Origin of the sequence: Kineococcus glutinatus, assembly GCF_039542765.1 — a bacterium.
Taxonomy (GTDB): domain Bacteria; phylum Actinomycetota; class Actinomycetes; order Actinomycetales; family Kineococcaceae; genus Kineococcus_A; species Kineococcus_A glutinatus.
The window spans coordinates 1-649 of the sequence record NZ_BAABIL010000902.1 but is presented as its reverse complement, the minus strand read 5'-3'; the positions used below and the strand labels follow the sequence as shown (position 1 = coordinate 649).

Below are 649 nucleotides of genomic sequence, written 5' to 3'. Positions count from 1 at the left end.
CGTGACACCGGCGCCGGCCCCCGTCCCGCCCGCCGCCGCGGCGCCCCGGCAGGGCCGCCCCCGCGCGGTGCCCGGTGGCCGCAGCGGCACCGGCGGCACCACCCGCGAGGACATCCTCGACGCGGCGGCGGAGCTGTTCACCACGCGCGGTTTCACCCGGACCTCCACCCGGGCGCTCGGCGAGGCGGCCGGGGTGCGGCAGGCGACGCTCTACCACCACTTCCGCGGCAAGGACGAGGTCCTCGCCGAGCTGCTCGACGCCACGGTCCGCCCCTCCCTGGAGCTGGCCGAGCACCTCGTCACCGGCCCGGGCGCGCTCGGCCCGGCGGCGCTGCGGCTGCACGTGCTGGCCCGCTTCGACGCCGGCCTCCTCGCCGGCAGCCGCTGGAACGTCGGCGCCCTCTACCTGCTGCCCGAGGCGCGCGCCGAGCGGTACGCGGGCTTCTGGGCGCAGCGGGATCGGCTCGCGCAGGCCTACCGGGTCCTGGCCCGGGAGGCCGCTCCCGCCGCGGCCCGCGCGGCGGTGGCCGACCCGGTGGCGGCCGCGGTGCCGATGGCGGTCGTGGAGAGCGTCATCCACCTGCGGCACGACGCCGGCGCACCGGAGAGCGCGGCGCTGGCGCTGGCCGACGCCTGCCTGCGCGCGGTC

At 80.3% G+C, this 649-nt stretch carries 1 protein-coding gene; it reads left to right on the top strand.

The window, feature by feature from the left end; genetic code table 11:
• Window positions 1-649 (top strand): TetR/AcrR family transcriptional regulator (locus ABEB16_RS22455; RefSeq protein ID WP_345714365.1); only part of this gene is annotated, 649 nt, incomplete at both ends.